This window comes from Cypionkella aquatica (assembly GCF_030161095.1).
Taxonomy (GTDB): domain Bacteria; phylum Pseudomonadota; class Alphaproteobacteria; order Rhodobacterales; family Rhodobacteraceae; genus Cypionkella; species Cypionkella aquatica.
Genome location: NZ_BSPP01000002.1, coordinates 113,049 through 136,614, shown reverse-complemented (window position 1 = coordinate 136,614; position 23,566 = coordinate 113,049). Strand labels below are relative to the sequence as shown.

The 23,566-nt window shown below is 60.8% G+C and carries 21 protein-coding genes, 1 tRNA gene and 1 riboswitch; of the genes, 8 read left to right on the top strand and 14 right to left on the bottom strand.

Going from position 1 to position 23,566, the window contains the following annotated elements:
• Positions 1–70: 70 nt before the first annotated feature.
• The 10 genes from QQJ98_RS01355 to QQJ98_RS01310 all read right to left on the bottom strand — a co-directional run bounded on the left by QQJ98_RS01355 (position 71) and on the right by QQJ98_RS01310 (position 10,488).
• Entirely contained in the window at positions 71–1,510 is a 1,440-nt protein-coding gene (locus QQJ98_RS01355) for a mannitol dehydrogenase family protein (RefSeq protein ID WP_284323520.1), read from the bottom strand.
• 2 nt (positions 1,511–1,512) lie between these two features.
• Positions 1,513–2,283: an L-iditol 2-dehydrogenase gene (locus QQJ98_RS01350; protein WP_284323519.1), complete on the bottom strand. Its 771-nt coding sequence runs from the start codon at positions 2,281–2,283 to the stop codon at positions 1,513–1,515.
• Entirely contained in the window at positions 2,280–3,281 is a 1,002-nt protein-coding gene (locus QQJ98_RS01345) for an ABC transporter ATP-binding protein (RefSeq protein WP_284323518.1), read from the bottom strand. The genes QQJ98_RS01350 and QQJ98_RS01345 overlap by 4 nt, the downstream gene beginning before the upstream one ends.
• A gap of 7 nt (positions 3,282–3,288) precedes the next feature.
• Complete coding sequence (locus QQJ98_RS01340) at positions 3,289–4,119, bottom strand: carbohydrate ABC transporter permease (RefSeq protein WP_284323517.1); 831 nt, start codon at positions 4,117–4,119, stop codon at positions 3,289–3,291.
• 19 nt (positions 4,120–4,138) lie between these two features.
• Positions 4,139–5,011, bottom strand: a complete 873-nt coding sequence (locus tag QQJ98_RS01335; RefSeq protein ID WP_284323516.1) for a carbohydrate ABC transporter permease — start codon at positions 5,009–5,011, stop codon at positions 4,139–4,141.
• Positions 5,012–5,215: 204 nt separating this feature from the next.
• Positions 5,216–6,526, bottom strand: a complete 1,311-nt coding sequence (locus tag QQJ98_RS01330; protein WP_284323515.1) for an ABC transporter substrate-binding protein — start codon at positions 6,524–6,526, stop codon at positions 5,216–5,218.
• A gap of 114 nt (positions 6,527–6,640) precedes the next feature.
• A complete protein-coding gene (locus tag QQJ98_RS01325) occupies positions 6,641–7,597 on the bottom strand; it encodes a sugar-binding transcriptional regulator (protein WP_284323514.1) in 957 nt (318 codons plus the stop codon).
• A gap of 24 nt (positions 7,598–7,621) precedes the next feature.
• Positions 7,622–8,290 (bottom strand): HAD family hydrolase, encoded by a 669-nt coding sequence (locus QQJ98_RS01320; RefSeq protein WP_284323513.1) that lies wholly within the window; start codon positions 8,288–8,290, stop codon positions 7,622–7,624.
• The gene (locus tag QQJ98_RS01315) at positions 8,290–9,363 is read right to left on the bottom strand and encodes a DmpA family aminopeptidase (protein ID WP_284323512.1); all 1,074 of its coding nucleotides are present in this window, start codon (positions 9,361–9,363) and stop codon (positions 8,290–8,292) included. Before QQJ98_RS01315 ends, QQJ98_RS01320 begins: the two co-directional genes overlap by 1 nt.
• A gap of 9 nt (positions 9,364–9,372) precedes the next feature.
• On the bottom strand, positions 9,373–10,488 hold the full coding sequence (locus tag QQJ98_RS01310) for a serine hydrolase domain-containing protein (RefSeq protein WP_284323511.1): 1,116 nt from the start codon (positions 10,486–10,488) through the stop codon (positions 9,373–9,375).
• A gap of 395 nt (positions 10,489–10,883) precedes the next feature.
• Between QQJ98_RS01310 and urtA the strand changes: the two genes are divergently transcribed.
• The 8 genes from urtA to QQJ98_RS01270 all read left to right on the top strand — a co-directional run bounded on the left by urtA (position 10,884) and on the right by QQJ98_RS01270 (position 19,695).
• Positions 10,884–12,170 (top strand): urea ABC transporter substrate-binding protein, encoded by a 1,287-nt coding sequence (gene urtA / locus QQJ98_RS01305; RefSeq protein ID WP_284323510.1) that lies wholly within the window; start codon positions 10,884–10,886, stop codon positions 12,168–12,170.
• A gap of 67 nt (positions 12,171–12,237) precedes the next feature.
• Positions 12,238–14,169, top strand: coding sequence for an urea ABC transporter permease subunit UrtB (gene urtB, locus QQJ98_RS01300; protein ID WP_284323509.1), 1,932 nt, complete (start codon positions 12,238–12,240; stop codon positions 14,167–14,169).
• An 85-nt stretch (positions 14,170–14,254) separates the two neighbouring features.
• Positions 14,255–15,478: an urea ABC transporter permease subunit UrtC gene (gene urtC / locus QQJ98_RS01295; protein WP_284323508.1), complete on the top strand. Its 1,224-nt coding sequence runs from the start codon at positions 14,255–14,257 to the stop codon at positions 15,476–15,478.
• On the top strand, positions 15,475–16,218 hold the full coding sequence (urtD, locus tag QQJ98_RS01290; RefSeq protein ID WP_284323507.1) for an urea ABC transporter ATP-binding protein UrtD: 744 nt from the start codon (positions 15,475–15,477) through the stop codon (positions 16,216–16,218). The genes urtC and urtD overlap by 4 nt, the downstream gene beginning before the upstream one ends.
• The gene (gene urtE / locus QQJ98_RS01285) at positions 16,215–16,913 is read left to right on the top strand and encodes an urea ABC transporter ATP-binding subunit UrtE (RefSeq protein ID WP_284323506.1); all 699 of its coding nucleotides are present in this window, start codon (positions 16,215–16,217) and stop codon (positions 16,911–16,913) included. The genes urtD and urtE overlap by 4 nt, the downstream gene beginning before the upstream one ends.
• Before the next feature lie 128 nt (positions 16,914–17,041).
• Entirely contained in the window at positions 17,042–18,958 is a 1,917-nt protein-coding gene (locus tag QQJ98_RS01280) for an AI-2E family transporter (protein ID WP_284323505.1), read from the top strand.
• A gap of 23 nt (positions 18,959–18,981) precedes the next feature.
• A complete protein-coding gene (locus QQJ98_RS01275) occupies positions 18,982–19,293 on the top strand; it encodes a hypothetical protein (RefSeq protein WP_284323504.1) in 312 nt (103 codons plus the stop codon).
• Positions 19,294–19,695 (top strand): phage holin family protein, encoded by a 402-nt coding sequence (locus tag QQJ98_RS01270; protein WP_284323503.1) that lies wholly within the window; start codon positions 19,294–19,296, stop codon positions 19,693–19,695.
• A gap of 42 nt (positions 19,696–19,737) precedes the next feature.
• On the opposite strand, the gene QQJ98_RS01265 is transcribed toward QQJ98_RS01270, so the two are convergent.
• The 4 genes from QQJ98_RS01265 to QQJ98_RS01250 form a co-directional block, all read right to left on the bottom strand.
• Complete coding sequence (locus QQJ98_RS01265; protein ID WP_284323502.1) at positions 19,738–20,829, bottom strand: FAD-binding oxidoreductase; 1,092 nt, start codon at positions 20,827–20,829, stop codon at positions 19,738–19,740.
• A gap of 3 nt (positions 20,830–20,832) precedes the next feature.
• Complete coding sequence (locus QQJ98_RS01260) at positions 20,833–22,071, bottom strand: aromatic ring-hydroxylating oxygenase subunit alpha (RefSeq protein ID WP_284323501.1); 1,239 nt, start codon at positions 22,069–22,071, stop codon at positions 20,833–20,835.
• 75 nt (positions 22,072–22,146) lie between these two features.
• Positions 22,147–22,343: riboswitch (cobalamin riboswitch) on the bottom strand.
• Positions 22,344–22,480: 137 nt separating this feature from the next.
• Positions 22,481–23,308 (bottom strand): SDR family NAD(P)-dependent oxidoreductase, encoded by an 828-nt coding sequence (locus QQJ98_RS01255; RefSeq protein WP_284323500.1) that lies wholly within the window; start codon positions 23,306–23,308, stop codon positions 22,481–22,483.
• Positions 23,309–23,450: 142 nt separating this feature from the next.
• Positions 23,451–23,526, bottom strand: a tRNA-Lys gene (locus QQJ98_RS01250).
• Positions 23,527–23,566: the final 40 nt, after the last annotated feature.

Genomic DNA, 23,566 nt, shown 5'->3' with positions numbered 1-23,566 from the left:
AGACAGAGATAAGGGCAGCCGCGCGTCCGGGGAAGTCTGCGCGGCTGCACATCAGCTGTTCAATACGGGATCAGCCGATGTAAGCGCGCAGCGCCGCCTCGCAGCCTTCATCGCGCACGCGGGCAAGCTGGGTGGCAAATGCGGTCTGGAACACCGGATTGTCGGCCAGATCGCCATAGATGGTGCGCTGATCCAACCAAGCCTGCGGATTTTTCTGCGCCAGCTTGGCGGTGGCCTGCAACGCATCCCAATTCGGATCGTTCGGCTCAATCGCCGTGCCTTTGTCGGACAAGCCGTTGCAATAGCGGCACCACAGCGCCGACACCAGCGCCAGACCATCGCAAGACTGCCCCGCCGCCAACCGATCGCGCAACGGCGGCACGATGAATTTCGGCTGCCGGTTTGAGCCATCAAGGCATAGCCGCCGCTCGGTATCTGCCACTTCGGGGTTCGAGAACCGCTCGACGATCTTAGCGTAGTAATCCACCAGATTGGTGTTCGGCACCGGCGCCACCGTCGGAATGATCTCGGTAGTTTCCAGCTTGTTCAAAAAGCCAAGGATCAGCGGATGCGCCATCGCCTCGTGTACATATTCGATGTCCAGCAACCCGCCGGGATACGCGATGGTGGCATGGCCGCCGTTCAGGATGCGAATTTTCATCGCCTCATAGGCATGCACATCGTTGGAAAACGTCACGCCGACGCGCTCCAAGGGGGGGCGGCCAGCGGGGAAGTTATCCTCGACCACCCACTGGCGGAACGGCTCGCAGGTCACCGGCACGGGGTCATCACCAAGGCCGAAAGCGGCGGCCATACTGCGCTCGCGCGGGCCGGTCGCGGGGGTGATCCGGTCGACCATACCATTTGGGAAAGCCACAGTGGCGTCGATCCAATCGGCCAAGGCCGGATCAGACAGCCGCGCAAGGCCAACCACGGCGGCCTGCGCCACATGGCCATTGCCGGGAAGATTGTCGCAAGACATCACTGTAAAGGGTGCAATACCCGCCGCGCGCCGCGCCTTCAGCGCTGCAATGATCGCCCCGAAAGCTGTGCGATGCGGATTGGCGGCATCGGCAGCAATATCGGGCGCGGTCGGATCAAATGCGCCCGTCGCGGGGTCGATGAAATAGCCGCCTTCGGTGACGGTCAGTGACACGATGCGGATCTCGGGCTTGGCCATCGCCGCAATCAAAGTGGCGTTGTCCGGCTGAACCTCGATAAAGCCAATCATCGCGCCGATGCGACGGGCAGATTTGCCTTTCGGGTCCAATTCGATGATCGACGACAGGCAATCCTGCGCCAACATCGCGTCGCGCATCCGGGCATCACCCTCGCGCACGCCAGCGCCCAAGATAGCCCAATCATGCGCCAGACCCAGAGCGAACAGATCATCCAGATACACCGCCATATGCGCGCGGTGAAAGTTGCCCAGACCGATATGCACAATGCCGGGGGTCAGCTTGCTGCGGTCATAGGCGGGCAGTTTTGCTGTTTGTGAAGATGCGTTCATGTTCATGCCATCCAGTTGCCGCCGTCAACGCCGAAGCATTGCGCGACGATGTAATCAGCCTCGGGGGTCGCAAGAAAAACCGCCATTCCGGTCAAATCGGCAGCGGTGCCCATCCGGCCATACGGCACAGCCGCACCCACTTCGCGCTTTTTCTGCCCGGGCTGCTTGTTCTCATATTTGGCGAAGAAGGCATCGACGCCATCCCAATGTTCGCCATCCACCACACCCGGCGCGATCGCGTTGACGTTGATGTTATGCGCGATCAAGCCCAGCCCGGCACTTTGAGTCAGGCTGATCACTGCCGCTTTAGTGGCACAATATATCGCGACCAATCCTTCGCCACGGCGGCCCGCTTGGCTGGCCATATTGATGATTTTGCCACCTTTTCCAGCAGCAATCATGTGACGCGCCGCCGCCTGCATACAAAAGAGCGTGCCAGAGACATTGACTGCGAACAGACGTTCATAATCAGCGCGGGAAATCTCGGCAATCGGCGCGGCTGAAAACAAAGCCGCGTTATTCACCAGAATATCCAACCCACCCAAGCGCGCGATGGCCTCTGCAAACCCCGCATCAATCGAGACCTGCTGCGTTACATCCAACACCACCCCAATCGCCTGCGGCCCCAAGGCTTCGGCAGCTTTGGCGACGGCATCCGCGTTGATATCCGCCAAGGCAACTTTGGCCCCCTCGGCGATATAGGCGCGTGCAAACTCCAACCCTATCCCACGGGCCGAGCCTGTGATCAAAGCGGTTTTGCCTGCCAGTCTCATACCAAAGCCTTGCCGTCTTGGCCAAAGCGGTGGGTTTTGCCCGCCTGCGGCGTCAGATAAACCGTATCGCCGTGGCGCAGATTGACATCACCGCCGCCGCGCACCGTCATCGTGCCGTGGCCTTCGACATTCACATGCAGGAACGTATCCGAACCCAGCAATTCCGCCACCGCAACCGTACCCTTCCACTGCCCCGCCGTGGTCGAAATCTCTAGGTGTTCAGGCCGCACGCCGATGGTCTTGGCACCAACGGCTGCCGCATCCGCACCTTCCAGCAGGTTCATCCGGGGCGAGCCGATAAAGCCCGCAACAAACGCATTGGCCGGGTGGTTGTAGAGTTCCAGCGGCGAGCCGACTTGCTCGATATTGCCCGCCTGCAGCACCACGATCTTGTCAGCCATGGTCATGGCTTCGACCTGATCATGCGTCACGTAGATCATCGTGGTTTTCAGCGTCTGGTGCAGTTCGGTGATCTCAAGCCGCATATTGCCGCGCAACGCCGCATCCAAGTTCGACAAGGGCTCGTCAAACAGAAACGCTGCAGGTTCGCGCACAATCGCGCGGCCAATGGCAACGCGCTGGCGCTGACCACCGGAAAGCTGGCCCGGCTTACGCTCCATGTAATTGGTCAGGTTCAGCACCTTGGCCGCAGCATCGGCTTTCTTGGTCGCGGCTTCTGGGTCCATCCCGGCCATTTTCAGCGGGAACATGATGTTCTTGCGCACCGTCATATGCGGATACAAAGCGTAGGATTGGAACACCATCGCCAGCCCACGCTTGGCGGGCGGCAGCATCGTCGCATCCTTGCCGTCAATCTCGATGGTGCCCGAAGAGGTATCCTCCAACCCTGCGATCAAGCGCAGCAAGGTGGATTTGCCGCAGCCCGAGGGGCCAACGAACACCACAAATTCGCCATTCTCAATCGTCAGATCGACGGACGGGATCACATGCACATCGCCAAAGGATTTGCGGACTTGTTTTAGAACGATTTTACCCATGATATCCTCACTTCACCGCGCCGAAGGTCAGCCCGCGGACGAGTTGTTTCTGGCCAAACCAGCCCATGATCAGAATTGGCGCGATGGCCATTGTCGAAGCCGCCGAAAGCTTGGCGTAGAACAGCCCCTGCGGTGCCGAAAAGCTGGCGATAAAGGCCGACAGCGGGGCCGCGTTTACCGTGGTCAGCGTGATGGTCCAGAACGCCTCATTCCACGCCAGAATGATGTTCAGCAGCATGGTTGACGCGATCCCCGGCACCGCCATCGGCGTCAGAATATACAGGACCTCGTTCTTCAGGCTGGCCCCATCCATCCGGGCGGCCTCAAGGATCTCACCGGGGATTTCCTTGAAATAGGTGTACAGCATCCAGATGATCACCGGCAGGTTCATCAGCATCAGCGCCAGCACCAATCCGATGCGAGTGTCAAACAACCCGGTTTTCTGAAAGATCAGATACATCGGGATCAACACTGCCGCCGCAGGCATCATCTTGGTCGACAGCATCCACATCAGCAGATCTTTGGTCTTTTTGCCCGGAACAAAGGCCATCGACCATGCCGCCGGAATGGCGATCATCAGCCCCAGCAAGGTCGAGCCGATCGAGATGATCACCGAGTTCAGAAAGAAACGTGGGTAATCCGAGCGCGCCCAGACATCGCTGTAATTCTGCAATGTCCAGTCGGCTGTGAACAGTTGCGGCGGCGTGGCCACGGCACTGGCCTCGGTCTTGAAGCTGGTCAGTATCGTCCAAAACACAGGAAAGAAGATAAGCAGGGCGACGGTCCAGGCGGCGAGCGTGAAGAACAGCTTGCGGCGGGGTGTAACTGCGCGGGCCATAATGGTGTTCTCCGAACTATCAGGTGTCTAGATGCTTGCCCATGCTGCGCATGAGGAAGACGGCGACGATGTTGGCAAGGATCACCGCGATGATGCCCCCGGCAGCCGCTCGGCCAATATCCTTGGCGATCAGGGCTTGCTTGTAGATCATGTAGGGCAGCGTGGTAGAGGCCGATCCCGGCCCACCTTGGGTGGTGGTGAAAATCTCGCCGAAGATGCTCAGCAGGAAGATCGTCTGTATCAGGATCACCACGGTGATGGCGCGGGTCATATGCGGCAGGGTGATGAAACGGAACCGGCTTAGGGCAGATGCGCCATCCATCTCGGCGGCCTCAAGCTGCTCGGATGACAAGGATTGCAGCGCGGTCAGCAGGATCAGCGTCGCAAACGGCAGCCATTCCCACGAGGTGATAAAGATGATCGACCCCAGCGGATAGGATTGCAGGAACAAAATCGGCTCCATCCCCAGCCCCTGTGCGGCGGATGCCAGCAGGCCGTTTTGAGGATGCATGAACAGGTTTTTCCAGATCGAGGCAGCCACCGGCGGCATCACGAAAAATGGCGAGATCACCAAAATCCGCAGCGGACCCTGCCCCCAGACCGGCTGATCAATCAACAAGGCAATCAGCACACCGAAGATGATGGTGATCGCCAGCACACCGCCAACCAGCAGCAGGGTGTTGCTGATCCCCAGCCAGAAATCCGGCGAGTTGAAGAACCATGTGTAGTTGCGGATGCCCGCCCAGCCTGTCCGATCCGGCGACAGCAGCCGATAGATGCGGAACGAAAACCAGATCGTCATTGCCAGCGGCACAATCATCCAGACGAACAGCATGATGACAGAGGGCGCGAGCATAAGTCGTGCAGTGGCGCGGGAAGATTGCGTCGCCATGAGGATTCTCCGAAGCAATGACGGGAACGGAAGTCTGAAGTGAAGGGGCAAGCCAAGATCAACAATCGGTTGGCGGCCAGTCTTGTGCGACCAATCTTTCCCTGTTGTCTGGAAACCCTTCCCCGCGCCTTGGGAGATCGCGGGGAAGGTGGCGAAGGCCAGCCGAGGAGGAGCGGCCTTCGGTAGCAACTTGGTCGTCAGCGGTTACTTGGTGTAGCCCGCAGATGCCATCTCATCGACCACCAGCGCTTGTGCTTCGGCCAAAGCCTCGTCAGCGGTCTTCTGGCCAGCCAAAGCTGCCGAGAACAACTCACCCACGCTGGTTGCCATGCCCGCAAATTCCGGGATAGCGACGAACTGCACACCAACATAAGGCACCGGCTTGACGGTCGGTTTGGTCGGGTCAGCCGAGTTGATGCTGTCCAGGGTCATCTTGGCGAACGACACCTTCTGGTATTCCGGGTTTGCGTAAAGCGAGGTGCGCGTGCCCGGAGGAACGTTGGCCCAGCCTTCTTTCGACGCAACCAAAGCCAGATAGTCTTTGTTGGTCGCCCAGTTGATGAACGCCTTGGCAGCGTCTTGTTTTTGCGAAGACGACGGGATCGCCAAAGACCAAGCCCACAGCCAGTTGCCGCGCTTGCCCAGACCGTTATCCGGTGCCAGAGCGAAACCAACCTTGTCAGCGACGGTGCTGTCTTTGCCGGTCACGAACGACGCCGCAACGGTGGCGTCGATCCACATGCCGCACTTGCCTTGTTGGAACAGGGTCAGGTTTTCGTTGAAGCCGTTGTTCGATGCGCCTGCGGGACCGTAGTTGGTCATCAGGTTCAGGTAGAAATCGAGCGTGGCTTTCCATTCAGGCTGATCGAACTGGGCAACCCAGTTTTCATCAAACCAACGCGCGCCGAACGAGTTCGACATCGCGGTCAGGAACGCCATGTTCTCGCCCCAACCAGCTTTGCCGCGCAGGCAGATGCCGTTGATTTCGGCGTCACGGTTGGTCATCGCCTTGGCTGCAGCTTCGATGTCAGTCCAGGTCGGCGCGTCTGGCATGGTCAGGCCAGCGGCTTCCATCAGGTCTTTGCGATACATCACCATCGACGACTCGCCGTAGAACGGTGCGGCCAACAGGTTGCCGTCAACCGTCAGACCGCCAGCGATTGCGGGCAGAATGTCGGCGGCATCATATTCAGCGGGCAGATCGTTCAGGCTGGCGAGCCAACCTTGCTTGCCCCAGATCGGAACTTCATAAGTGCCGATGGTCATCACGTCGTATTGGCCGCCACCAGTTGCGATGTCGGTGGTCACGTTCTGGCGCAGAACGTTTTCTTCCAGCGTAACCCACTCAACTTTGATGTCGGGGTTCTTGGCGTAGAAATCGTCCATCAGCCCTTGCATACGGACCATGTCGCCGTTGTTCACGGTTGCGACAGTGATCGTGGTTTCGGCCGATGCAAGACCCGCAAGGGTAAGCAGAGCCGTCGCGCCAAGCAGCGCGCGAAGCGTCATGTTCATTGGTATCCTCCCAGATCAGCGATTGAGCATTTCATCGCTTACTGAGTAATTGCTCACACAATGGCGTGATACGTCAAGCATTTTCTTTATGCTGCACCTGCGAAGGCAGACAGCCTAATCCATGCCTAAAATTTCAGCAGCAGTGCGCTCATCCGTCACAAGACCGTTCAGAATCTTGCCAAGCAAAGCCGCCCGAATGGCACGGGTTTTGCCATGCCCGCCCGCCACACCAATCACCGGCTGCACCCGCCCCGGCTCTATCCGCAAGGCCCCAACCATCGCATCGCGGTCCGATTTGATATACTGGCCATTGTCGTCATAGACCCAGCTTGCAATCTCGCCCGCCGCCCCTTTGCGTTGAAAACGCGCCATTTCTTCGCGGCTGACAAAGCCATCCACCAACAAGGGCGCATCGTCGCTCATTTGCCCCACACCCACAAAGGTCACATCGGCCTGCTCGACCAAAGCCACCACCGCCTGCACTGGGCGCAGGTGATGATAAAAGGCGCGCTCTTCGGCAGTGTCCGAGATAACCGGCACCGGCATCGGGTAATATGGCGCCACCAGTTTTTCTGCGACGCGGCGAATGACGTCATATAATGTCGCCGAGCCATCCGGCGCGATGTTGCCGATCAATGAGACGATTCGGTGATGCCCGGCTTCGGTCGGGTTGAACAGCTCTGCCATCGCCCGCAATGCCCGGCCAGTGCCAAAGGCGATCACCTGCGGCTCTGGCATCCGCAGGAATCGCTCCAGCTCGGTCGCGGCACTGGGCGCGATTGAATGAACAGGATCACCGCCTGCGCCAAGGCTGGGTGCCACCCGGCAACGCAGCAGATCAAAGCGTTCCGTCAGCCGGGTTTCCAGATCAAGACAATTGCCGATGCGGTGATTCAGCCGCACATGGATCAAGCCTTCGGCCATCGCCCGGCTGACCAGACGCTGCGCCCGCTGACGGCTGACCCCCAATTCCGTCGCGATCTGATCCTGCGTCAACCCGCCGACATAATACAGCCAGCCCGCCCGCGCGGCATCATCATTCAGCGTCGGCTCGGGATCGTTGCGGATCATGACTGCACCTTCAATTCGCGCTCTTCAATTCGGACTCTTCAATTCGGGCGCAATGTCGTAGAAACCGTCAAAGGATGCAAACCTCATATGCGGGCGGGCATCGTCAGGCTCGTCCAGATCGCGCCCGCGCAAATGACTGCCGCCGGTGAACCGCCACACCTGCATGCCCGCAGCCAAGCCTGCCCTGATCCCGGTCAAACTGTCCTCGATCACCAGACAGCGCGCAGGCGCGACCCCCATCTTTGCCGCCGCATACAAGAACAGATCTGGCGCAGGTTTGCCGCGTGCCACCAAAGTCGAGGTGAACAAATGCGGCCCCGCCAGATGCCCAAGCCCCACCAGATCCAGCGATTTCGCCGCCCGCATCGGGCTAGAGGAAGTCGCCACACAATACGGCACCCGCATCTTGGCGATCACCTCGGCGACCCCTGGCATCACCTTCAGATCACGCTCGAACCGCTCCAGCAACTTGGCGCGATAATCGGCTTCAAAATCGGCGGGCAGCGTCAGGTGGAACTCTTCGCGGATGGTGTTCATGACCGTGGGATAGCTGCGCCCCAGAAAGTTCCGCGCCACATAGGCCAGATCAATCTGCACCCCACGCGCGGCCAAAGCATCAATCAGCATCTGCGCCGAGATGATCTCTGAATCGATCAGCACCCCGTCGCAATCAAAGATCACCAGATCAAACATCAAAACAGCGCGGCCAATCTTGCGGTGTCAATTCCCGGCACCATCTGCCCGGCGGGCTTCACCGTCGCCACGTCCTCGCCTGCGACAATCGCATTCACCACCGATTCCTCGACCGCCTGCACCGCCGCCAGATACAATGGATCAATCAACTCGCCATTGATCTCGGTCTTGATCACCACCGCCCCCGCCCGCTGCGGCATCGGCCCCGGATTGGCCACCGACAGCGCCAGAAAAATATCGCCCGACGAATTACCCCCCGGCGTGCCACCGCGCCCGATCCCCAAAGCCGCCCGCTTGGCAACCTGCCGCAGCGACAGCCCCGACAGTGGCGCATCCGTGATCAACACCACTATGATCGAGCCCATTTCCTTTTCGGGCAAGCCCCGGTCAAACACCCCTTCCGGCATCGCCGCCCCCACAGCACGGCCCAACACCTGAAAATCCGGTCGCCGTCCGTGGTTGGCCTGCACCAGACAGCCCATGGTATAGCGCTGCCCGCCAATCTCGAACACGCGCGAAGCCGTCCCCGTTCCTGCCTTGAACTGATAGGCAATCATGCCATTGCCGCCACCGATGGACCCTTCTGCCAGCGCGCCGGACTTCGCCGCCAGCAAAGCCGCCACCGCATGATCAGGCGTCACATGCAACGCATTGATATCGTTCAACACGCCGTCATAGGTTTCGGCCACCACAGGCATTGCCCAGCCGTGGTCTGCTTGAAAGAATTCGCCATAATGCTCGATCATCCAGCGGGTGACGCCGTGATGCACCGCACCCACACCATGCGTATTGGTGATGCAAACCGGCCCGATCATATAGCCCGCATCATCAATCCAATGCGTGCCCGTCATCTCGCCATTGCCATTCAGCGCGTAATGCCCGGCCCAAACCGGCACCGGCACACCTTTGTCGTCGCGCGGACGAATGGCCGTCACCCCCGTCCGCATCCGCAAGGCCGGATCGGTCAAAGTGGTGAACCCCACCGCAACCCCGGCGACATCAGTAATCGCGTTCAACGGGCCGGGCGTCCCCGGGAATGGCAGACCAAGCGCGCGGGCGCGGGGTTTGTGCATCGCATCCTCCTAGTTCAGCCCATCAAGCACGGCATAAACGCAATCGACAAGCCGCTTGCGGCGCGGGTCGATATCATCATCAAAGCCAAGCATCTGGTTGGTTGTATACCCCATGCCAAAGCCCGCCCCCGGATCAGCAAAGCCAAAACTGCCGCCCCAGCCCGAGTGGCCAAAACTGCCTGCCCGCGCGCCTTGCTGCAACAGACCAAACCCCGCCCCGTAGGCAGCAGGCCCACCATGCGCCGCATCCACACCGTCAAACCGCACCTTGGTCGCCTCGGCCAAAGCCTGCGCCGACAGCAACTTGGACGCCCCCGAGACAACATCGCCATAAATCAGCGCCAAAGCCTTTGCCGTCGCCTGCCCGTTCGCCCCCGGAATCTCAGCCGCCCGCCAAGTGCGGGTGTTCGGCTCCACGGGTCGGATCGCCGGATTTTGCCATGCCTGCGGATGCGGCCCCGCCAACACCGCAGCAATCCCATCCGCCGCCCCGCGACCCTCGATAATCTCGGCCACCCTAGGTTCTTCAGCCTCGGGCAGGCCAACAAACATATCTGCCCCCAACGGCCCGGCAATTTCTGCGGCCAAAAATGCGCCAAAACTCTGACCGGTGATCCGACGCAATGGTTCCGCCACCAGACTCCCCAAAGAAATCGCATGATAGACCGACAGACTGCGCGGCGGCCACAAAGGCGCCATCGCTGCCAAAGCCTCGGCATAGGGCGCGCCTGCATATAGCCCGGCTAGATCCATCGTCACCGAAAGCCCGTCAACACCGCCCTGATGCGACAGACATTCGCCGACCGTCAGATCGCCCTTGCCGCCCGCCGCAAATTCCGGCCAATAGCGCGCCATTGGCTGATCATAGTCAATCAATCCCCGATCCACCAACATCGCCATCGCCACCGAGGCAATCCCCTTGGTGCAAGACCACACATTGACCAATGTATCTTGCTGCCAAGGCCGCGTGGCCGCCGCATCCGCAAAGCCACCCCACAGCTCGGCCACCAAAGCCCCGCGATGCACCACCGAGACCGAGCCGCCATGCTGCCCCAGCGCAAAGCAATCCTCAAACGCCGCCCGCAATGGCGCAAATTCCGCCGTCGTTAAACCCTGAACCGACATGCAAATCCCTCTATCCTGCCACAGCCAGCATAATCAGAGCCTACGGCCAAAGCCACCATGCCCTGCGACGCCTTTTGTCGGTTTCCCCCGAAGTTGCGTCGGGAAATGCCGCCGACTCCGCCCATTTTCTACGCTGCACCGCAGCATGTCGCCCATAATTCCGGCAAACCTTTCGCCATGCTGCATTTGCGAGCGGAATCCCGCGCAAGACCGTTGCCGCAAACCGCCCCCCAGCCTTTGCTGCATCTGCTTGGGTCTGCCCGGGCGAAGGCTGTGCGGTAGCGATTGGTTTTCAACGGTCCGACACCGCAGGTTTGCAACAAAAGCTGCCCTCTCATCACGGTCGTTCTTCCCTTGAATGGAAGCGCCAGAGTGGGCCCAACAGGGGACATAAAATGAAACTGACCAGACGCGCGCTCTTGGCTTCCGGCATCGCCTCGCTTGCCCTGCCGCGCATTGCCTTTGCCGCCGGCGAAACCATCAAGATTGGCGTTCTGCACTCGTTGTCGGGCACGATGGCGATTTCGGAAACCACGCTGAAAGACACCATGCTGATGCTGATCGAGGCGCAAAACGCCAAGGGCGGTCTGCTCGGCAAACAATTGGAAGCCGTCGTCGTCGATCCGGCCTCGGATTGGCCGCTGTTCGCCGAAAAGGCCCGCGAGCTGCTGACGGTTTCCAAGGTTGACGTGATGTTCGGCTGCTGGACTTCCGTTTCCCGCAAATCCGTGCTGCCAGTGATCGAAGAACTCAACGGCCTGCTGTTCTACCCCGTGCAGTACGAGGGCGAAGAATCCTCCAAAAACGTGTTCTACACCGGGGCGGCCCCGAACCAGCAAGCCATCCCGGCGGTGGACTACTACCTTGAAGAACTCGGCGTGAAGAAATTCGCCCTGCTGGGCACTGACTATGTCTACCCGCGCACCACCAACAACATTCTGGAAGCCTATCTGATCTCGAAAGGCATCCCGAAAGAGGACATCTTCGTCAACTACACCCCGTTCGGCCATTCCGACTGGTCGAAAATCGTCGGTGACGTGGTGGCCTTGGGTGCTGACGGCAAAAAGGTCGGCGTGATTTCCACCATCAACGGCGATGCCAACATCGGCTTTTACAAAGAGCTCGCCGCCGCTGGTGTGACCGCTGACAAACTCCCCGTCTGCGCCTTCTCGGTCGGTGAAGAAGAACTGGCGGGCCTTGATACCTCGAACCTCGTCGGCCATTTGGCGGCTTGGAACTACTTCATGTCCGCCGATACCCCAGAAAACAAAGCCTTTATCGAGCAGTGGCACGCCTATATCAAAGACACCAAACGCCCGACCAATGACCCGATGGAAGCCCACTATATCGGCTTCAACATGTGGGTGAACGCGGTGACAGCCGCCGGCACCACCGCCGTCGACGCAGTATCCGACGCGATGATCGGTCAGAAATTCCCCAACCTGACCGGCACCGTCGCCGAAATGCTGCCGAACCACCACCTCACCAAACCTGTGCTGATCGGCGAGATTCGCGCCGATGGCCAGTTCGACATCATCTCCCAGACCGAACCGGTTCCGGGCGACGCATGGACCGATTTCCTTCCAGAGTCGGCAGTGCTGGAAGCCGATTGGAAAGACCTGAAATGCGGCATGTATAACAAAGACACCAAAACCTGCGTGCAGATGAAGTCGAACTACTGACACCGCCCAACTGAAACATGCGGAGGGGCCATTGGCCCCTCCCCTCCTCCCCACGCCCGGAATCCTCATGCGCATCCTGCTGGCCTGCCTTCTCGCGCTGCTGTGCGCCGCCCCGCTGCGCGCCGAAACCGCCGCTGAAATCCTCACCGCCAACGCCGCTTTGGTGGAAAAAGCCTCGCGTCAGACCATTGCCCCGGTGATCGACGCCTTGGGCGCCAGCGGCGATCCGACCGCAGCCGCCGTGCTGGAAGCTTGGGCGAATAAGGGCCTTGGCATCCGCAAATCCGACGGCCTGTTCTTTCTGATCACCGCAAATGAAGGTGGCTACGCCCTCACCGATCTGGCAGGCGCGCCCGCAGGCGAAGCCGCCAAATCCGACATCACCGAGTTGAAACCCAACGCAGGTGTGCGCGGCATGATCGCCACCGCTCTGGTGCAATTCACCCTGTCGGACCCTGATGCTGCCAAACGCGCCGCAGCCCTCGACTCCATTGCCAAAGACCCCAAACCCGAGGCCCTCGCCCCCCTCCGCGCCGCCATCACCAACGAACCTGACGCCACACTGAAGGCGCAAAAACAACGCCTCGAACGCCTGCTGACCCTGCGCTTCGACCCCGAGTCAACCGCCCGCATCGCAGCCATCAACAGCTTTGGCGCAGACCTCGGCCTCGATTTGCGCGGCGCGCTCAACCCCCTGCTGGCCACAAAAAAGCTGGCAGCCGCCGAACCGCCAACCGCCAACATCGCCCAAGAACTCAAACCCGGCCGCGACCTGTCCGAGGCCGAAGCCTATGACCTGCTGGTTTCCGCCAACCTCGCCCCAGCCCGCCTGACCATCGAGGCCGCCCGCACCGCCCTGATCGCCAATCTTGCAGGCGGCGCGGTCGGCGGCATCCCCCTCGCTGATCTCAACACCCAAGCCGCCCGCGACCGCGCCTACACAGCGCTGGAAGCCGCAGGCACCGTCCCGCAAGCCGCCACCGATGACGAAGCCGCCGCCGCCCTCAAAGCCCACCACTTCTACGACATCTATATCGAGCCCGACCCCGGCGTCACAACCGCAGCCGCCGCAGCCCTGAAATCCATCGGCCACAAAGTCGCCGCCATGCAGGCCGCCGACCTCGCCCTTGATGGCCTCTCGCTCGCCTCGATCTACTTCCTTGCCGCCATCGGCCTCGCCATCACCTTCGGCGTGATGGGCGTCATCAACATGGCGCATGGCGAGTTCATCACCATGGGCGCTTACACCGGCTATGTCGTGCAGCTTTACGTCCCCAACTACACCGCCTCGATTCTGATCGCCCTGCCGCTGGCCTTCGCCGTCACCTTCGCCGCAGGCGTCGCGATGGAGCGTCTGGTGATCCGCCACCTCTACAAGCGCCCGCTGGAAACCCTGCTCGCCACCTTCGGCATCTCGATCGCACTACAACAAATCCTGAAAAACGTCTTCGGCACCCAAGCCCGACCATTGACCTCCCCAGCATGGCTCGACGGCGCCCTGACTCTCAACGACGTGGTCTCGATCAGCTACATCCGCATCGCCATCTTCGTCCTCGCCCTGCTGTTCCTCACCTTCTTCCTCTGGCTGATGAAACGCACCCGCCTGGGGCTTGAGGTTCGCGCCGTCACCCAAAACCCCACCATGGCGGCCTCCATGGGCATCAACCCCGACCGTATCAACATGCTGACCTTCGGCCTTGGCTCTGGCATCGCAGGCATCGCGGGCGTCGCCATTGGCCTCTTCGCCAAAGTCACCTCCGAACTCGGCACCGACTACATCGTGCAAAGCTTCATGACCGTGGTGGTCGGCGGCGTCGGCAACATCTGGGGGGCACTTGCAGGCGCGACCATGATCGGCGGCCTGCAAAAGCTGATCGAGGTGTTCAACCCCTCAAACACCCTCGCCGCCCAAACCTACATGATCCTGTTCATCATCCTGTTCATCCAATTCCGCCCCCGAGGGATCATCGCCCTCAAAGGCCGCGCGGCAGGAGATTGATCATGCAGCCCCGCTTTCCATTTTCATCTGTTCATAAATATCCCGGGGGTGCGGGGGCTGGCCCCCGCTGCGTAAAGGCATCCAAATGACCCGCAGCTTCTTCCTCCGCACCCCGTCACTGCTGATCTTCCTGATCTGCCTTGCGCTGTTCACCTTCGCCACCACCCTCGCCGCCCACTACGGGCTGATGTCGACCTCCTTCGTGAAAACCCTCGGCAAGACCCTCTGCCTCTGCCTCGCCGCGCTGGCGATGGACCTGATCTGGGGCTATGCAGGCATCCTGTCGCTCGGCCACATGGCCTTCTTCGCGCTTGGTGGCTATATGATCGGCATGTGGCTGATGTATGCCCGCACCGAGGAAATCGTCATCACCTCACTGGCCAATTCCGGCCTCCCCGCCACGCCCGAGGAAATCCAGCAAGGCATCGCTTCCCAAATCTTCGGCGTCGTCGGGGCATCCGATTTGCCCACGATCTGGGCCTTCGCCCACAGCCTGCCGCTGCAACTGTTCCTCGTCATAGCTCTCCCCGGCCTGCTCGCCCTGATCTTCGGCTGGCTCGCCTTCCGCAGCCGCGTCACAGGCGTTTACCTCTCAATCCTGACCCAAGCGATGACCCTCGCCCTCGCCCTCTACCTGTTCCAGAACGACTCTGGCCTGCGCGGTAACAACGGCCTCTCTGGCCTGCAAAACATCCCCGGCCTCGACGCCACCAGCCAAGACAGCATCAGCCTGTGGTTCTTCTGGGCCTCTGCCGCCGCCCTCGCGCTGGCCTACCTCGCCCTGACATGGATCACCTCCGGCAAATTCGGCTCGGTGATCCGCGCCATCCGCGATGACGAAGCCCGCGTCCGCTTCCTTGGCTACTCGGTCGAAGGCTACAAACTGTTCGTCTTCACCCTCACCGCCATCATCACCGCCATCGCAGGCGCGCTCTATTACCCGCAAGCTGGCATCATCAACCCCGCCGAACTCGCGCCCATCGCCTCGATCTATCTCGCGGTCTGGGTCGCCATCGGGGGCCGTGGCCGCCTGTACGGTGCCGTCATCGGGGCCGCTGTCGTCTCGCTGCTGTCCAGTTGGTTCACCGGTGGCCGCGCCCCCTCGATCCCGCTGGGGTTCATGACGATCAACTGGGTTGATTGGTGGCAAGTCCTGCTCGGGGCCGCCTTCGTCTGCGTTACCCTGTTCGCCCCCAAAGGCATCGGCGGCTTGTTTGACCGCTTTGCAGGCTTTCACGCTCCAGACCGCAAAGGCGCCCCCCTCGGCCCAGACCAAGGATCGCTGCAAGAGAAAGAGGCGCTGGAATGAGCCAACTTCTCGAAGTCTCCGGCGTCACCGTCAGCTTCGATGGCTTCCGCGCCATCAACAACCTGACCTTCTCGATTGGCCCTGCCGAACTCCGCGCCATCATCGGCCCCAATGGCGCGGGCAAATCCACTTTCATGGATATCGTCACCGGCAAAACCAAACCCGACAGCGGCACCGTCACCTTTGGCGAGAAATCCGCCTCGCTGCTGAAACTCTCCGAAGCCAAAATCGCCCGCGCAGGTGTGGGCCGCAAATTCCAGCGCCCCACGGTGTTTGAAGACCAGACGGTGACAGAAAACCTCACCCTTGCCCTGAAAGCCGCCCGCAGCCCGTGGCGGGTGCTGGGCTGGCGCGTCAAAGGCCCCGACCTTGACCGCATCACCGCACTGGCGCAGCAAGTCGGCCTCGCAGATCACTTGCCGCGCAAAGCGGGCGAGCTTAGCCACGGCCAAAAGCAATGGCTGGAAATCGCCATGTTGCTGGCGCAAGAGCCTCGCCTTTTGCTGGTCGACGAACCCGCCGCAGGCATGACGCTGGCGGAACGCGAAAAGACCACCGAACTCTTGGTCGATATCGCCAAAACCCGCGCGGTGGTGGTGGTCGAACACGATATGGAATTTGTGCGCCGCCTGAATTGCCGCGTGACAGTGCTGCACGAAGGCTCGGTTCTGGCCGAAGGCTCGCTTGACCATGTGACGAAAAACCAAGACGTGATTGACGTCTATTTAGGGCGCGGATGATGATCAAAACCCAAGGCCTCACCCTGCACTACGGCGGCTCACAAATCTTGCACGGCATTGATTTCACCGCCAAAGCAGGCGAAGTCACCTGTATCATGGGCACCAATGGCGTCGGCAAAACCAGCTTTCTGAAAGCCCTCGCAGGCACCCATATGCGCTCTGCGGGCACGGTCGAACTGGATGGCGAAACCTTGGGCAAACTCCGCCCGCAAGACATGGCCCAGCGCGGCCTCGCCGTTGTGCCGCAAGGCCGTATGATCTTCCCGCTGCTGACCGTCAAAGAAAACCTGGAAACTGCCTTCGCCCTCCTCCCCAAACCCGATCATAAAATCCCGCAGGAAATCTACGACCTGTTCCCGGTGCTGAAAGACATGACCGCCCGCCGTGGCGGCGATCTTTCCGGCGGCCAACAACAGCAACTCGCCATCGCCCGCGCCATGATCATGCGCCCGAAAGTCCTGCTGCTGGACGAGCCGACCGAGGGCATCCAGCCCAACATCATTCAGCAAATTGGCCGAGTCATCGAATACCTGAAGGGCAAAGGCGACATGGCGATCATCCTTGTCGAGCAATACTTCGACTTCGCCTATAACCTTGCCGACCATTTCTATGTGCTGCGCCGCGGCGCTGTCGCCAAATCCGGCGCGCGCGCCGATTTCACCCGCGAAGATCTGCGCGCCGAAGTTTCGGTCTGAACCTTTACCCATCTAAACGTCCCCGCACGGGAACCAATTGCCCAGCACAGCGTTTCGCTAACGGGGTTGACACACACCCCGCCAACGCACCCTCTGGTCTTGGCAATCTTTGGGGCGAAAGGGCGTATATGCCTGGGTATGAACTGACACCACTTCCGCAACAGCCCGGCGGTGGCGCCCGCATCACGATGGCGCAACTTGCCACCGTGGTCGCCGTGGCAGCCGTGCTTTTTGTCGCGCAAGACGTGTTTGTGCCGCTGGCGATTGCCATGCTGATCACCTTTGCGCTGTCGCCTTTGGTGACCGCCCTGCGCCGTCGGGGTCTGCCGCTGTTGTGGACAGTGCTGCTGGTGGTCGCCCTCGCGTTTTCGGCCATCGCCTTGTTTTCATTCATTGTTGCCGGGCAACTCGCGCAGCTGGCGCAGAATCTGCCGATCTTTCAGGCCAATATCATCGCCAAAGTTGAAAGCCTGAAAGCCACGGGCGGCGACAATGGCCTTGTCGCCAAACTGTCGGACATGATCACCGCAATCAACTCCGAGATTGGTGCGGCCCTGCCCACAGGCGTCGACAAACCGATGCCGGTCGAGGTGATCCAATCTTCCAACGCTTTGGCTTTCCTAGAGAATCTGGTGCTGCCGCTGATCAGCCCCATCGCCACCGTCGGCCTTGTCATCGTGGTGGTGATCTTCATGCTGTTGGAACGCGAAGACCTGCGCGACCGCTTCATCCGGCTTGTCGGCACCAACGATCTGTATCGCACCACCCAAGTGCTGGAGGAAGCAGGCTCGCGGGTCGCCAATTACCTGCTGGTGCAGCTTTTGGTGAACACCATTTACGCGGTTCCCATCGGCATCGGCCTGTATTTCATCGGCGTGCCGAACGCCGCCCTATGGGGCATGCTGACCCTGATCCTGCGGTTCGTGCCCTATATCGGTTCGGTTCTTGCCGCCGCCTTCCCGCTGTTTCTGGCCTTCGCCGTCTCGCCAGACTGGTCAGCACTGCTGTGGACCGCAGCGCTGTTCGCCAGCGTCGAGTTGATCACCTCCAATGTGATCGAGCCTTGGCTTTACGGCGCACGCACCGGGGTCAGCCCGCTCGCAATCATCGTCGCCGCAATCTTCTGGACCTTCCTTTGGGGCCCTCTCGGCCTGATCCTGTCAACGCCGCTGACCGTCTGCCTTGTGGTGCTGGGCCGTCACATCCCGCAATTCGCGCTGTTCGACATCCTTTTTGGCGACGAGCCTGTGCTGGCCCCGCATGCCAAACTGTATCAACGCATGCTGGCGGGCGATGCGGTCGAGGCCACCTTTGGCGCGACCGAGGCGATGGAAGAGCTTGATATCGTTGACTACTATCAAACCACGATGATCCCGGCGCTGCTGTTGGCACAAGATGACAGCGAACGCGGTGTGCTGACGCCAGCGCAGCAAGACCGCCTCGCCATGGTCGCAATGCAAGTGGTGAACGATCTGGAAGCCGAGGTTGAGGCAGAGCGCGCCGCGCCGACCGAGACAGCCCTGCCCGGTCTTGGCATCCGCATCGGTGTGATCGGCGGGCGCACGTCGATCGACGATGTCGCCGCCGCCGTTCTGGGGCAAAGCCTCCATGCCGAAGGCGCTGCGGTGCAATCCTATCCGCACACCGATCTGTCGCCGACGCGGCTTGCCGCGCTTGATACCGACAGCACCGATTGCCTGCTGCTGTGCTACCTTGACCCGCGCCCGACCCGCGCATCGCTTCTGCACATCCGCCGGATCAAACGCGCGGCACCGCACCTGCGCGTTGGCGTGGTGATCCTGCAAATGCCGTCCGATCTTCCCAGCGAAGCCTCGGGCGTGCGGCATCTGCAAATCGTGCAGACCGCCAAACTGGCCGAAGCCGAAGACCTCGGCGCTGATTTCGCCGTCACCAGCCTAGAGAGTGCGATGGATGCAGCTTGGCTGCGCGATCCCGCCAAGCCGCTGCCCGCGATGAAAAAGCCGCAGCCGCGCGTCGTTGCCCGCCGCCGCAGCAAGACCCCCAATCTGATACCCCAAGCCTGACACACTCGTCTGAAGAGGATACCATGCCCAAAACCGCAACAGACCAAGACCTTGCCCGGCTCGAGTCCCAGATCGCCGCCCTGCGCGACGACATCGCGCAGATCGTCAGCACCTTGGGCGATCTTGGCCAGACTGGCGCGGAAACCCTGCGCACCACTTTGGCTGCGACTTTGGGCGGCAAACTTGCCGATGTCACCGGGCTGACCGATCTGGGCGAAAGCGCCGAGGCCAAATTGTCCGCCCTGCGCAGCCATACCAGCCGTAACCCGTTGCAGACGCTTGCTTTGGCGGCGGGTGCCGGGCTGCTGCTGGGTCTGATCTGGGGGCGTCGCTAGATGTTGGCGGTGATGATACTGGCGCTGCGTCTGGCCATGGCGCATGCGGCCCGGCGATTGGGGCAGGCGACGGGCCTGTTCGCAGCCGCCGCAATCTTTGCCATCATTGCGCTGATCGGCTTTGCCGCCGCGCTATGGATCTGGCTGGCGCATGTCTTGGGGCCGATCCCCGCGGCTCTGCTGATTGGCGGCAGCGGCCTTGTGCTGGCCGTGGTTTGCCTGCTGCTGGGCCGCGTCAAGCTGCGCTCTGCCAGCCCGCTGCAATCCCCCGCAGCCCAAGCCCTGCTGACCGAGTTGAAGACCAGCAATGTCGATGCCAACTTGTTCACGCTGCTTGGCCCGGCACTGGGGGCCGCACTACTGGGCCTGCTGGTCGGCAAGCCGAAAGGTCCCAAGGAATAGGCGCAGGCGTACCGGGTGGGTGTCAAACCCACCCGAGCCCACCTAAACCGCCACCGAAATCTTGCCCATTGGGTTGGAACAGCAGGCAAGGATATAGCCCTCGGCAATATCATCATCCGAAATCCCGCCGTTGTGCACCATATGCACCTCGCCTGAGAGTTTCTTGATCTTGCATGTCCCGCACAGACCAAAGGTGCAGCCCGATGGAATGTTCAGCCCAGACCGCTTGGCAACCGCCAAAACCGTATCGGTCTCACCACAGCCCACCACCAAGCCACTGTCGGCAAAGGTAATCTCGGCCTTCACACCCTCGCCCGGCGTCACATCGTCGATCACCGGCGCATCAGCCTCGGTCGAGACCGCCAGCCCAAAGCTTTCCTGATGATAGCGCGACATGTCATAGCCAAGGCTTTGCAGCATCTCGCGCACCGCCTGCATGAACGGCTCGGGTCCGCAGCAGAACACTTCGCGCTCCAGATAATCCGGTGCCATCAGGCCCAGCATGATCTGGCTCAAGCGCCCCTTATACCCCGGCCAAGCCCGGAACGGGTCCGACTCTTCGACCGTAAAGCGCAACTGCAACCCCGGAACCCGGTTGGCAAACTGCTCCAGCCGCTCGCGGAAGATGATTTCCGACGGGCGCTTGGCGGCATGCACGAACACGATGTCCGGCATCTGCCCCGAATCCCACGCCCATGTCGTCATCGACATCATCGGCGTAATGCCCGACCCCGCCGAGATCATCAGATATTTCTGCGCCGGATGGCGATGGAAACTGAAAATCCCCGCCGGACCAAACGCCTTGATCTGCATCCCCGGTTTCAGATTGTCCAACATCCAGCGCGTGCCAATGCTGGTGCTTTGCGCCTTCACCGTGATCGAGATCGACAGCGGCCGCGAGGGCGACGACGAAATCGTATAGGTGCGCTGCACATTGCCCTTCGCACCCTTTTTCGGGTCCACCGGCAAATCTAGCGTGATGAACTGCCCCGGCTGATAGTCAAACCAAGCCCCGTTCGGCGCGCGGAAGGTAAAGCTGGCGGTGTCGTCATTTTCCGGCACCACCATCGCACATTCCAGCATCTGGCTGTCGTTCCAAGGTGCGACTTCCCAGTTCAGGCTTTTCTTCGCCATGATCTACTCCGCCGCCATCGCGGGTTTGGGGGCCATGCGCTCGGTCATGGTTTTGCAATACCAATCCACAAACTGGATCACGCCCTCTTCCTGAATCGTCGAGTAGGGGCCGGGCTCATAGGCTGGTGACAGGATGCCCTTCTGGTTTTCCTCTACCACCTGACGATCTTCGTCATTGGTGTGCATCCACACGTCAGTCAAACGCGGCAATTCATAGTCCACACCCTCAACCGCGTCCTTATGCACCAGCCAGGTCGTCGTCACCTGCGTTTCCGTGGCCGAGATCGGCAGCACCCGGAACGTGATTGCGTGATCGCCCAAGAAATGGTTCCAGGTGTTCGGGTAGTGATAGAACAGCAAGCTGCCCGCATCATTGAACGGCATCGCGCCCATACGCTTGGCCACTGCCGCCTTGGTATCCATCGTGTAGCTTTCGGCATTATTCAGCAACGGCACCCGCGCCAGCCGCCATTGCATCGCCGCATCATGGGTAAAGCGCGACGGCAGCCCTGCGGCCTCACACCGCGTCCAATGCGCCAAAATCTCGTCGCTGGCCTCAGTTGGCCCGTTCATCGCACCGATTTTCGGGTTGTCCGAGAACGTCCGGCACAAAGACGGATGCGCGCCGCCGCAGTGATAACACTCGCGGTTGTTTTCGATCACCAGCTTCCAGTTGCCATTTTCCACGATGGTCGAAGAAAACGCCACTTTGGCCTCCTTCAATCCCGAGGGCGCAAGATAGGTCATTGCCGTCTTGGCCAGTTCCGCAATCGGCGGCGGCACCTGCGCGAGGCAAATGAACACCATGCCGCCCAGATCTACGCAATGCAGTTTCTTCAGGCTGTGCTGGCTGGGATCAAAGCCTTCCTGCATATCGCGGGCATATTGCAGCTTACCGTCCAGATCGTAGGTCCACTGATGGTAAGGGCAAACCAGCTTCGGCGAAGATCCGGTTTCCTTGGCGCACAGCCGCTGACCGCGATGGCGGCAGACGTTGTGAAATGCCCGGATCATTCCGTCATTGCCCCGCGTGATCACCACCGGATAAGCGCCAATCTGCAACGTCATGAACGAGCCGTTTTTCGGCAATGCCGCCGCAGGGGCCGCAAACAGCCATTCGCGGTAAAATATCTGCTCAAGATCAGCGTTGTACACGCCCTCATCGCAGTAAAGCGCATGGCTCAGCGCGTAATCCTTCCGGCGCGCACCCAGTTCAGCGTAGATTTCAGCGGGATTCAACATCTGGCACCTCGTAGGTCCACGCCTCCCGCGGGGACAGTTGCATTGGCAAGCCGGCGCGCACGCCCGGCCTTAGGCTGGTCTTTCCGTCGTAAGGCTGGTTTCCGGGCTGCAAGACTGGCCCTTCGGCCCGCGCGACACCTTCCCAAAGCTTGCGCCTCAGTGGCCTCCTGTCACACGTTACGTCTCATCACCGTTGCGGGGGCAGCGCCGGATATGCCCCGGCTTCCCAATTCTCCACCCTTGCGGATGGCACCTTACACAGCGATTAAAACACGGGCGACCGAGTCGCGATAGATCATTTGCGACCAGTCTGAACACGCCAAAGACGCCGCCCCAAATCGCCGCAGATCAGCACCCCAACCGCCCGATTCGCAGGCAACAAAGCAACCCACCCACACGCCGATCGTGCTTAAATCCCGAACGGCACGCCGCCGCTGACAGGAAGGTTGATACCCGTCACATAGGCCCCCTGCGGCCCAGCCAGAAACGCCACCGCATTGGCCACATCCTCGGGCAAACCTGCGTTGCGCAAAGCCACCTGCGCGTAGCGGTCCTGCTTGATCTCGGCCACCGAAAAACCGCGCTCTTTTGCCAAGCGCTCATTCGTCGCCAGATGCATGTCGGTGGCAATATAGCCGGGGCAAACCGTGTTGCACAAAATGCCGTCCGGCCCGAACTCTGCAGCGATGGTTTTGGACAGCCCGACAAGCCCGTGCTTCATCGTGGTATAGGCCGCAAACCCCGGCTCTGCCCCCAGACTGCCCGTCGAGCCAATGTTGATAATCCGGCCACCCCCTGCCTTGCGCATATGCGGGATAACCGCCTGCGCCAGCAGCATCGGCCCCAACAGATTGACCTCAAAGCTTGTCTGCCACTGCGCGGGCGTCGCCGCCAGAAACTCACCCACACCCGACAGCGAGCCCGCATTGTTCACCAGAATATCCAAGCGCTGAAACTGCGCCAGCGTGGTCTCAACGCCAACCGCAATATCAGCAGCACTGGTCACATCCAGCTTCTGTGCAAAGGCCACCCCACCCATTGCCGCAATCTCGGAAACAAGCCCATCCAACAGCGTCAGGCGCAACACATCCGCGCCGTCGATCACCAGACTGCCGGCAACATCCGTCACCACAACCGCCGCGCCATCCGCAGCCAGCCTCAGGGCAATCGCCCGCCCAATGCCGCGCGGCGCAGAGGCCCCCGTCACCAACGCAACCTTGCCCTGTAGTGGCAACATATCGCCCCCCCTCACCGCAGCAGAACCCTGCGCCATCAGCGCCACAGCCCGCTCCATGCTTCAAGCGATTTCTCGTTCGGCAAGCCTTCACCCGCCAAACACAAAGGGCCCGACCGTTGCCGGTCAGGCCCTTAAGTGATGGTGGTGAGCCGGACGGGACTCGAACCCATGACCCGCTGATTAAAAGTCAGCTGCTCTACCAACTGAGCTACCGGCCCACAACTGAGGCGCTGATTAGGGTGAGGGGCGCGGGGGGTC

Coding starts and splice junctions, on each gene's coding strand:
- QQJ98_RS01355 (WP_284323520.1), bottom strand. CDS start 1,510: ATGAACGCATCTTCACAAACAGCAAAACTGCCCGCCTATGACCGCAGC.
- QQJ98_RS01350 (WP_284323519.1), bottom strand. CDS start 2,283: ATGAGACTGGCAGGCAAAACCGCTTTGATCACAGGCTCGGCCCGTGGG.
- QQJ98_RS01345 (WP_284323518.1), bottom strand. CDS start 3,281: ATGGGTAAAATCGTTCTAAAACAAGTCCGCAAATCCTTTGGCGATGTG.
- QQJ98_RS01340 (WP_284323517.1), bottom strand. CDS start 4,119: ATGGCCCGCGCAGTTACACCCCGCCGCAAGCTGTTCTTCACGCTCGCC.
- QQJ98_RS01335 (WP_284323516.1), bottom strand. CDS start 5,011: ATGGCGACGCAATCTTCCCGCGCCACTGCACGACTTATGCTCGCGCCC.
- QQJ98_RS01330 (WP_284323515.1), bottom strand. CDS start 6,526: ATGAACATGACGCTTCGCGCGCTGCTTGGCGCGACGGCTCTGCTTACC.
- QQJ98_RS01325 (WP_284323514.1), bottom strand. CDS start 7,597: ATGATCCGCAACGATCCCGAGCCGACGCTGAATGATGATGCCGCGCGG.
- QQJ98_RS01320 (WP_284323513.1), bottom strand. CDS start 8,290: ATGTTTGATCTGGTGATCTTTGATTGCGACGGGGTGCTGATCGATTCA.
- QQJ98_RS01315 (WP_284323512.1), bottom strand. CDS start 9,363: ATGCACAAACCCCGCGCCCGCGCGCTTGGTCTGCCATTCCCGGGGACG.
- QQJ98_RS01310 (WP_284323511.1), bottom strand. CDS start 10,488: ATGTCGGTTCAGGGTTTAACGACGGCGGAATTTGCGCCATTGCGGGCG.
- urtA (WP_284323510.1), top strand. CDS start 10,884: ATGAAACTGACCAGACGCGCGCTCTTGGCTTCCGGCATCGCCTCGCTT.
- urtB (WP_284323509.1), top strand. CDS start 12,238: ATGCGCATCCTGCTGGCCTGCCTTCTCGCGCTGCTGTGCGCCGCCCCG.
- urtC (WP_284323508.1), top strand. CDS start 14,255: ATGACCCGCAGCTTCTTCCTCCGCACCCCGTCACTGCTGATCTTCCTG.
- urtD (WP_284323507.1), top strand. CDS start 15,475: ATGAGCCAACTTCTCGAAGTCTCCGGCGTCACCGTCAGCTTCGATGGC.
- urtE (WP_284323506.1), top strand. CDS start 16,215: ATGATGATCAAAACCCAAGGCCTCACCCTGCACTACGGCGGCTCACAA.
- QQJ98_RS01280 (WP_284323505.1), top strand. CDS start 17,042: ATGCCTGGGTATGAACTGACACCACTTCCGCAACAGCCCGGCGGTGGC.
- QQJ98_RS01275 (WP_284323504.1), top strand. CDS start 18,982: ATGCCCAAAACCGCAACAGACCAAGACCTTGCCCGGCTCGAGTCCCAG.
- QQJ98_RS01270 (WP_284323503.1), top strand. CDS start 19,294: ATGTTGGCGGTGATGATACTGGCGCTGCGTCTGGCCATGGCGCATGCG.
- QQJ98_RS01265 (WP_284323502.1), bottom strand. CDS start 20,829: ATGGCGAAGAAAAGCCTGAACTGGGAAGTCGCACCTTGGAACGACAGC.
- QQJ98_RS01260 (WP_284323501.1), bottom strand. CDS start 22,071: ATGTTGAATCCCGCTGAAATCTACGCTGAACTGGGTGCGCGCCGGAAG.
- QQJ98_RS01255 (WP_284323500.1), bottom strand. CDS start 23,308: ATGTTGCCACTACAGGGCAAGGTTGCGTTGGTGACGGGGGCCTCTGCG.